Below are 9,081 nucleotides of genomic sequence, written 5' to 3'. Positions count from 1 at the left end.
GCGCTGTCGGTGAAGGCATTGGACGCCACATCGATGGTGGCTGCTGCGGTGCGATCGGTATCCGGGGTAAACGTCGCAGTATACGTGGTGCCACTGCCGGCAAAGCCACTCAGTGAACCACCCACTACGGTAATATCACTTTCCGCAAAGTCTGAGCTGGATTCACTCAGGGTAAAGGTCAGCGCCGCGGTTTCACCCGCTTTGAGGCTCGGGGTATCGCTGCCGATACTAATAGTCGGCAGCACGGTATCCAGGCTGATGCTGAGCTGGGTCGCCGCGGTGTTGGTATTCCCGGCGCTATCGGTGAAGGCATTGGCCGCCACATCAATGGTGGCTGCTGCGCTGCGATCGGTATCCGGGGTAAACGTCACAGTATACGTAGTGCCGCTACCACTGAAGCCACTAAGGCTACCACCAACGACAGTAATATCACTTTCCGCAAAGTCTGAACTGGCTTCACTTAAGGTAAAGGTCAGCGCCGCGGTTTCACCCGCCTTCAGGCTCGCCGTGTCACTCCCGATGCTGATCCCCGGCAACACGGTATCGAGGCTGATACTGAGCTGGGTCGCCGCGGTGTTGTTGTTCCCAGCGCTGTCGGTAAAGGCATTGGCCGCCACATCGATGGTTGCCGCTGCGGTGCGGTCACTGTCCGGGGTAAAGGTCGCGGTGTAACTGGTACCACTGCCGCTGAAGTCGCTGAGGCTACCACCGACCACGGTGATATCCCCGACCGTAAAGTCAGAACTCGCCTCGCTCAGAGTGAATGTCAGTGCTGCGGCCTCGCCTGCCTTGAGGCTCGGCGTGTCACTGCCAATGCTAATAGTCGGCAGCACGGTATCCAGGCTGATACTAAGCTGGGTCGCCGCGGTGTTGGTGTTACCGGCGCTGTCGGTAAAGGCATTGACCGCCACATCGATGGTGGCCGCTGCGCTGCGATCGGTATCTGGAGTGAAAGTGGCGGTATACGTGGTGCCGCTGCCACTAAAGCCGCTCAGTGAACCACCGACCACGATAATATCACTTTCCGCAAAGTCTGAACTGGATTCACTCAGGGTGAAGGTCAGCGCCGCGGTCTCGTCGGCCTTGAGGCTCGGCGTGTCACTGCCGATGCTGATCCCCGGCAGTACGGTATCCAGGCTGATACTGAGCTGGGTCGCCGCGGTATTGGTATTCCCCGCGCTGTCGGTGAAGGCATTGGCGCCCACATCGATGGTCGCGGCTGCGGTGCGATCGGTATCTGGCGTGAAGGTCGCAGTATACGTAGTGCCGCTACCACTGAAGCCGCTCAATGAACCGCCGACCACGGTAATATCACTTTCCGCAAAGTCTGAACTGGCTTCACTTAAGGTAAAGGTCAGCGCCGCGGTTTCACCGGCCTTCAGGCTCGGCGTGTCACTGCCGATATTAATGGTCGGCAGCACGGTATCGAGGCTGATACTGAGCTGGGTCGCCGCGGTGTTGGTATTCCCGGCGCTGTCGGTGAACACACCTCCTGCAACATCAATAGTCGCCGCTGCGCTGCGATCGGTATCCGGGGTGAAAGTGGCGGTATACGTGGTGCCACTACCACTGAAACCGCTCAGTGAACCACCCACGACAATAATATCACTAGTTGCAAAATCACTACTGGCTTCACTCAGGATGAAGGTCAAGCTGGCCGTTTCACCGGCTTTGAGGCTTGGGGTGTCGCTGCCGATGGTCACAGTCGGAATAACGCCGTCAACAACTATCGTCTTGTTAGCGCTAAGACTATTGGTCACACCAGGTGCTGCCAGGGTTAACGTCGCATCGTTACCGGCACTGTCTTTTATGGTGCCGCTGAGAGAGTTGGTTGCAACATAATCCAAATCACTGCTGCTGTCACCAGCCTGGACGGTGTACTCAAAAGTCAGGGTGTTGCTGCCCGAACCCGAGCTGTAGGTGGCAGTGCGATCAGTGGTGCCGGTTTCAAGGGTTAAGGTCGGTGTACCAGTTACATTTACCGTGTCATCGAAACTGACAGTAATGCTGATGGTCTCACCGGTACTGTAGCTACCGTTACCGGAGATGGCACTGACGCCAGATACCGCCGGAACAGCCGCATCAACCGTGTGTACAGCTCCACTAGTAAACGCTGCAATATAACCGTTGTTACCGTTACCATTTGAATTAGCATCAGTGATATTGGTGTTGGCCTTTAAGTCCAGTCTAAGTGTCCCACTGCCGCTAATACCATTCACCGTCACATCTACACTACTGCCACTACCGCTAGATACACTAACGACACTACCTGATGCTGTTCCTGTGGTAGTTAACTCAAAATCATCAATGCTGATCTCACTGGCAGCTTCATCGAAAGCAACAATATAGGTTATGGATGTTGCGTTTCCAGCCGGCGTTCCCGACAGTGAAATGCTTGTAACAGAGGGGGGGACAACCTCATTAGAAACAGTAATTCCATTCCCTGTTGTATCCGCTATATCGGCGCTGGTGGCAGCAGCCGCCATCCAATTATCGGCAAGAGCCAGATTGTAGGTAGTATTGTCGATCGAAACGGTGCCACTTTTATTAACCAAAGCGTTTACACTTGTCTTATCGGCACCGGTTAAAGTAATGGTAAACGCCGTATCTGAGGTAATATCTACGTCGGTAGTCGTTGCAAAGGTATAGGTTGAGCCACCCTCACCGGTAACCGTGATTTCCGAAACATCTACGTCATTATTGCTGCCCGAAAGGCTCACCAAGTTTGTCCCTATTACACTTAAAACACCAGTGGACGCATCATAAGTGCCTGAAGTAATTTGCGGGGCGCTGTAGTTACTGACGGTGATAGCATTGCTGTCATCGGCGCTGTCACCGTCGGTGACATTGGCGATAAAGTCATCGGCAGCTGCAAGATTGTAAGTGGTCGAATCATCCGAGAACGTACCGTCTTTGTTAAGTAACCCTTCCACGTTTGTTCGGTCGGCACCTGATAACGTGAAGTTAAACGATGTGGCACTGTCTATTTCCACATCTGAAGCCGAAGTGAGAGTATAAGTTGCGCTATTTTCGCCGGTGAATGTAAGTTTGGAAAGGTCGACATCATTGTAAGGCCCATCCTTTACCTCAAAGTTCTCCCCGGTGACAGTCACCGTATTGGTGCTTGCATCATAAGTGGCAAAGATGATAGTGGGTGCAGATGACATCGGCGTAATATTATTTACCACAAGGTCGTCAAATTCGAAGTAAGGTAAGTCACCGCCATTATCTAGTTCAATAATTAATTTGGTTATATTATCAAATCCCGTCAATGGGATTACCGACTCAGCATAACCTGCAATCAAAACCGAGGTGGAATCACCTTTATCTGAGGTAACCTTAAAGGTTCGGTCTATAGGGGGGTTGCTTTCGTTCATTAATTTAATACTTGAAGCATTAAAACTCTCATTGGCATCAAAATAGATGTAGGTTTTTTTCATATTCTCCACGTAAGTATTAACCCACATAGTACCGTTATAAGCATAAAAGCCATGGCCGTTAGCCAGGTCTAAATCAGATCCAACGGTAATATTGTAGCCAGAGAAGCTGTAGCTAAGAGTTGTACTTTCTACGCCCGCCTGAAAACCATCCATGGTTATAGTGCCGCCAGCCAATATATCGGTAAAATCTTTTAGTGCTAGCTCGCTAAAAGCCTTTCCGTCATCAATATCACCCGTTGTAATTTCCAGATCCCAATTTGCATTATTGCTTTCGGATCCCGTTTTATCATTAGATGCAGCCACATCAACATCAGCCTGATTGGCAATCAACTCAATTAGTGATATCCCTTGTTCTGTTTTGGCTAAATCACAACCATAAAGAAGTAAATCCGCCCCATCATTTAGGGAAACATTGAGAACAGACAAAAATAAACCGTCATCAAGCAGCCGCTGCTTTGACACTGCCGTGTTACCCAGATAAATAACACCGTCATCGGCGTGAGAGACAAGATGTAAGGCATTCAGATTTTGATAATTTGACAGTATTATTTTTAGTTGTTCCAACCCATCCTGTTGGCTATTAATTTCCTTAACTTCAACATTGTTCTTTAAGTTTTTGTAGAACAAATGCTTATCCGGCACTGCCTCATCAATAATAATAAGCTCGTTAACCGGGACGTTAGCAACTAAAACTAAATCATCTTCCTTAACTGCATTTCGACGGGCTAATTCTGAATTTATGGCTGGGGTTTGTTCAGGTATCACGAGTTCAACATCTGCAATTGAGACTTGCTTTAGTTTCATCGATGCGTGGCTAGAAAAAGGCTTTTCATTAAGAGGGGTAATAAGACCTGCACCTCTATTTCTACTACCTATATAAGTATAAGTACCTGCTGGTTGCGCCAATGCATTATTCAATCCCATAGGCAACATGGCAGCCGCAATAGTGCTAAGTAAATACTTATTCATAAGAACATCCTGTTCTGTTCACCATCCAACGACGTTTTACCGGAGTCTCCACATCCGTCTCTCTCGGCAAAAATTCAAGCTACATTTTTTTGCTTTCGTTTAACTCTTGTTTTGGTGCGATGATATTAGCTGCAGTACCGCTGGCATCTTGCCAGAACGCCATTTCACTGTATTTTTGAAATAAATCAGGCGGTAATATGCTGCGCCTTGGTTTGAATTCAACTTTTTGCTTTACTCTATGTAAACCAGCGACACCAAGCTGCTGGTCAAATTCATTTGCATCATATTCAACATTGTCGAAATCATGTGAATACTGTTTTTCAGCTAGAAACTGATAGATCAATTGAATTGATCGCTGAGGATGCTGAGTCAGCAAATCGTAATCTATTAGCAATAACCGATCAGAATATTCACCGTAATAAGCTTCTTTTAAAGCGGTCCAGGCACCCCCTACTACGCCTCCCGCATTAATCAGAGAATCACAACGCGAATAAACTGTTTGCCGGGTTTGTGGACTATACATACGACTATATTCAAACGGGTTTTTACGATAGATTTTCTCAAAACTATCTAAAACCCAAGCCGGATTACGTACACAGCAGATCACTTTGAAGTCCCCAAACAACTCATTAAGCTGATGAAGGCGTGCAGTCCATATCCGGTTAGTATCAAAGATCACTTCGTAATTAGACTTGTCCTGGTAATAGGCATCAAACAAAGCAGAGCAGATGGTCTTACGCTTCTTATCATCAAAGAAAGTATAAAACTCACTGCCAGCTCCCATCTGCTCCAGACAGCCATTAACAAGTCCGGCAACAGGGCTAGACATGCCAGCATAAAACAACGGGTTCTGCCTGAGGATACCGGCTAGTAGCGTCGATCCTGAACGCGGTAAACCCGATATAAAATGAAATTTCGCCATGATTACTTAGCCCTGCCTATCGTTATCTTATGAACAAGCGCAAGGTAAAAAAGCTGAATTCACTTTGCGCTTGACGCTTCATTGCTAATCGCCCGCTAACTTCTAGGCGGATAAGTGCCCACATGTGCAAGACAGTAATTCAGGGCCAATGTCGGTTGTAAAATTGAGAACTCCCGGGTGGCTCCGTTTGGATCGACAGTAACAACACCAGTAGCACCACCACCTTTAACCTCAACACCACCTAATGCCACTAATGAGCCAGAGGACGGACTCATTTTATAAATCAGTTCATTCTTATCTGGGCCACTACTGGGGGCTGTTGCTGCGGCAAGATAAGCGCCTTCTGATGGCAGGGATTCAGTGCCGGGCTCATTTGTAGCGTTAATTGTAACGTTTGGAGCTTCTCCCCCGGTGGCGGTAAAAGTAGCGGTATGGCTATGTGCTGCCAACTCTGGAATTGTCAGCGTATGAGTTTCACTACCAGCCTGTTGGCCCATTCGCCAATCATAATAACTACCCGGGTGGCGCCCTTTATTCATAGGAACTCGTCCCCGTAGATCAGGCAAAGCGAATGTTGTTCGGCCATCGCCACCGTACATGGTGCCGAGTAATGAAAATAAAGTCGTGTTGTTGGCGATTGGTAGCAATGAACCATTGCATAAAAACCATCCTCTGGGATTGAAGTTGAAGCTAAATAGGCTAATTTCGCCGATGAAAGGGTCTGCCATAGTAACGCTCCTATCTTAATAAGATGCTGATGTATGCGAGTCGAGCCTGTTCAAGTCCTTGACGGGAACAAACCTTGAAGTGCAATACAGTAATTAGCTATCAAACTACTTTGAGTGAGATTAAATTCTTGATTGTTGCCCGTTGAATTGATTAATACCTTTCCATCCACCATCCCAGGGCCTGCAACGACGCCACCAAGTGGGACCATTGAACTACTGGAGGGGCTGGACTTATAGATATACTCCGGTTTGTCCCTTCCTGGTTTTGGAACGTCACTCTGCGCAAGATACGATCCCGCAGAGGGTGTATTGTTATCTCCGGTGTCTTGAGTTGCGTTAACAGTCACATTTGTACTGCCTGGTGTAGCGGCAAAACTAGCCGCGTGAGTGTGTGCTGGCAGGTCGGCTTCGCTTAAGGTATGGGTTTCAGCTCCAATCATATTCCCAACCTTCCAATCAATGTCACCACCAGGTCGTTGCCCCTGGCTAACAGCAACTTTCCCTCTCAAATCAGGCAAACCAAAAGTGGAACGACCATCACCACCATAAGCTGTGCCGATTAGTGAGAAAAGTGCTTGATTCTCACCAATAGCAATAGTTTGCCCCATACATTGCGCCCAGTATTCCGGGACAAAATTGAAGCCATAGAGATCTACTTGGCCAATAAAAGGTTCAGACATAGCGCGCTCCTTCAGTTATTGAACCTATATCCTGTCGGCTAAACAGTGATTTGCTCTAGCCGTTTGGTTTCAAATGCCATTCCGGCATCAATCTTAAATTGTTCACAAAAACTCAAGCTTCCATAAATGCCATCTACCGTAGAAAGCACCTCTATCCTGAGCGCACCGTCAATTGTGGCGACAATAACGCCTTCCGGATCACCAACATGGCAGATGGTTCCGGGCTGAACTCCATAAGTTGGGTGATTAACAGGGTGAGCTTCAAGAAGATGTACAGGGCTATTAGCAATAACTACGGTACACCCACCAAAATGTGGATTACCCGCACGGGCCATTGCAGAAATTGTTTCACTATTATCCACCTGCCAGTCGACAAGCAACTCCTGCTCCAGAGGAGACTGAAACACGTCATCTGAAATGAAAGTCAATGGCTCAAAGTGTTCAGGCACATCATGCTGGAGCCGTTCAAGAAACTCTTCAATGACATTAATAGATTGACTGGTAATCCGGTTTAACAGCCCTTGAGCTGTCTCATTAGAATGGATATCAAAAGCAGCTAAGGTGACTTGCCGAGCATGCCGCCTTTCCTGCACTAGCAGGCGAATATTGCGGCAACATTTTTTGACCGCCAGATAAGATGAACGATCAAGAGAAATATCAAACAACTTTATATCGTTCGCCTGCGAAAAATATTGTAATGAGTTCATGAAGCCAAAGTTCAAAACAACATCAGTTTCCCAATGACTTAGCAACTCCTCAAGAGCAATCTGACTGTCAGGTTGAACGCGCAAATAAGGAATATTTTGCTGTCCAAGCCAGTTTTCAAGTTGCGCTGAAAACATATCAACCTGAGGAGGTAAAATAACTCCATTCAGCTGACCCTGCGCCAGAAGAATATTCAGGGTCGGGACAGCGATGGAGTGGCCCGCCACAATGGTGATTTTAATGGGTAAGCTACTCATGATTTACCTCGACTACTGTTGCTAGAAAACCGGGTAATCCATTGAGCTTGTAGTAAAACTGTAGGGTATCGCCGCTTACAACGTTCAGATCACCAGGTAATGGCTTAGAAGGGGTAAAATTTATACAAATCTGTTGCTCAGGCAGCGGGTGGGTGATCCCCGAGTCATACTCACCAATGCGTTCATCTGCCCATACGATAACTTCGGTACAGAACAACAGCGTTTGCTCAACATCAGATGCCAGCTGAGGCACCATTAATGAATAACATTCAACTAATGCGTTATTCTCATCCAACTGATGTATGTTTAATTTTCTCAGCGTGTCTGCCGTTATGCTTAAAATATCTCCAACGATGGTACGTTCAGCATTAATTGTGCGAGAAATTTCCGCTTCAGAAACTTCCTTGGCATCTTGCCATTGCTCGACAAACTCTCTTTGAAGTGAAGCAATCATCCCCCGCACAGTAATCTTCTTGGGTAAAAAGTCCCCGTCTTCATTTAGCTGCTTAGAAAAATGTAATGCTATCGCAAGCTGTCCTTCTCGACTGAGTCCATGCTGCATGGCTTCCAGAACGACGAGATCGAATGCAACCTCAGATTGATATTCAAGCGCATCCGCTAATGCGATCTCCGCGATATAATCCTGAACACCTAACTCAACAACTAGCGCATCCAGCGTTTGTATTGCACCTGGCTGTAAATCAATTAAACGAACCTGCAACTGCTGAGCGGTATAACAGCCCTGTGCTTTATAGTAAGCAAGTAACGGCAGGACTAAAGGGGCAAACGGGCCACATGCAGGATAGGCAATTTGCACGACGCCATGATGGTTAGCTATTTTTCCTTTTATCGCCTGATCAAGCCCCCGTATAAACGCACGTACACGTAAATCATCCAATATCGTTGTAATACTGTTATTTGGGGATAGAACTAAGCCACTCTTAGAGATAAACTGGCGCTTACGCATAGCTGGAGCTATCTCTAACGCGTCATAAACGTCCTTATTGACGTAATAAAGCTGTGATAGCTTTTCATGTAATAGAGTTCGGTCCAGTTGACTCGTTTTCAATATTTCTGTTGCTGCATCAACCGCGGCAGACAAAGCCGAGATTACGGTGGTTTCATTAGTTGCTTTACTATCCGGCTTAACTGAATTATCAATAGTTGGACTCAACTGATTACGAAGCAACTGGTTAAGTACACCAGTTTGAAGCTTACTTCCAAAGTTAACTTCCGGCTGATTCAGCACGGTATCAGTTGTCGTTTTCTGTAAAATCGTCACTGGCTTTTCCTTATTAGCTTCGCCGAATTCATATACTAAGTGCGACAACCATTATTGAAATATTACTCTCCTGCCTCAACCTTCTATTTTGTTATCTT

Annotated in this window: 6 protein-coding genes; all 6 read right to left on the bottom strand. The window is 47.1% G+C overall.

Features of this window, described 5'->3' with window-relative positions; all coding sequences use genetic code 11:
- Window positions 1-4,409 (bottom strand): Ig-like domain-containing protein (locus Q0852_RS22955; protein ID WP_299022588.1); only part of this gene is annotated, 4,409 nt, incomplete at its 3' end.
- Between the two features lie 79 nt (window positions 4,410-4,488).
- Window positions 4,489-5,331, bottom strand: coding sequence for a sulfotransferase (locus tag Q0852_RS22950; protein ID WP_299022586.1), 843 nt, complete (start codon window positions 5,329-5,331; stop codon window positions 4,489-4,491).
- A 95-nt stretch (window positions 5,332-5,426) separates the two neighbouring features.
- A complete protein-coding gene (locus Q0852_RS22945) occupies window positions 5,427-6,059 on the bottom strand; it encodes a phage tail protein (RefSeq protein ID WP_299022584.1) in 633 nt (210 codons plus the stop codon).
- Window positions 6,060-6,109: 50 nt separating this feature from the next.
- On the bottom strand, window positions 6,110-6,739 hold the full coding sequence (locus Q0852_RS22940; RefSeq protein ID WP_299022582.1) for a phage tail protein: 630 nt from the start codon (window positions 6,737-6,739) through the stop codon (window positions 6,110-6,112).
- 38 nt (window positions 6,740-6,777) lie between these two features.
- Entirely contained in the window at window positions 6,778-7,701 is a 924-nt protein-coding gene (locus tag Q0852_RS22935; protein WP_299022580.1) for a hypothetical protein, read from the bottom strand.
- Window positions 7,694-8,983 (bottom strand): hypothetical protein, encoded by a 1,290-nt coding sequence (locus Q0852_RS22930; RefSeq protein ID WP_299022578.1) that lies wholly within the window; start codon window positions 8,981-8,983, stop codon window positions 7,694-7,696. Before Q0852_RS22930 ends, Q0852_RS22935 begins: the two co-directional genes overlap by 8 nt.
- Window positions 8,984-9,081: the final 98 nt, after the last annotated feature.

It is taken from the genome of uncultured Photobacterium sp., assembly GCF_947502415.1.
Lineage (GTDB): Bacteria > Pseudomonadota > Gammaproteobacteria > Enterobacterales > Vibrionaceae > Photobacterium.
This window is presented reverse-complemented; position numbering and strand designations above follow the sequence as displayed.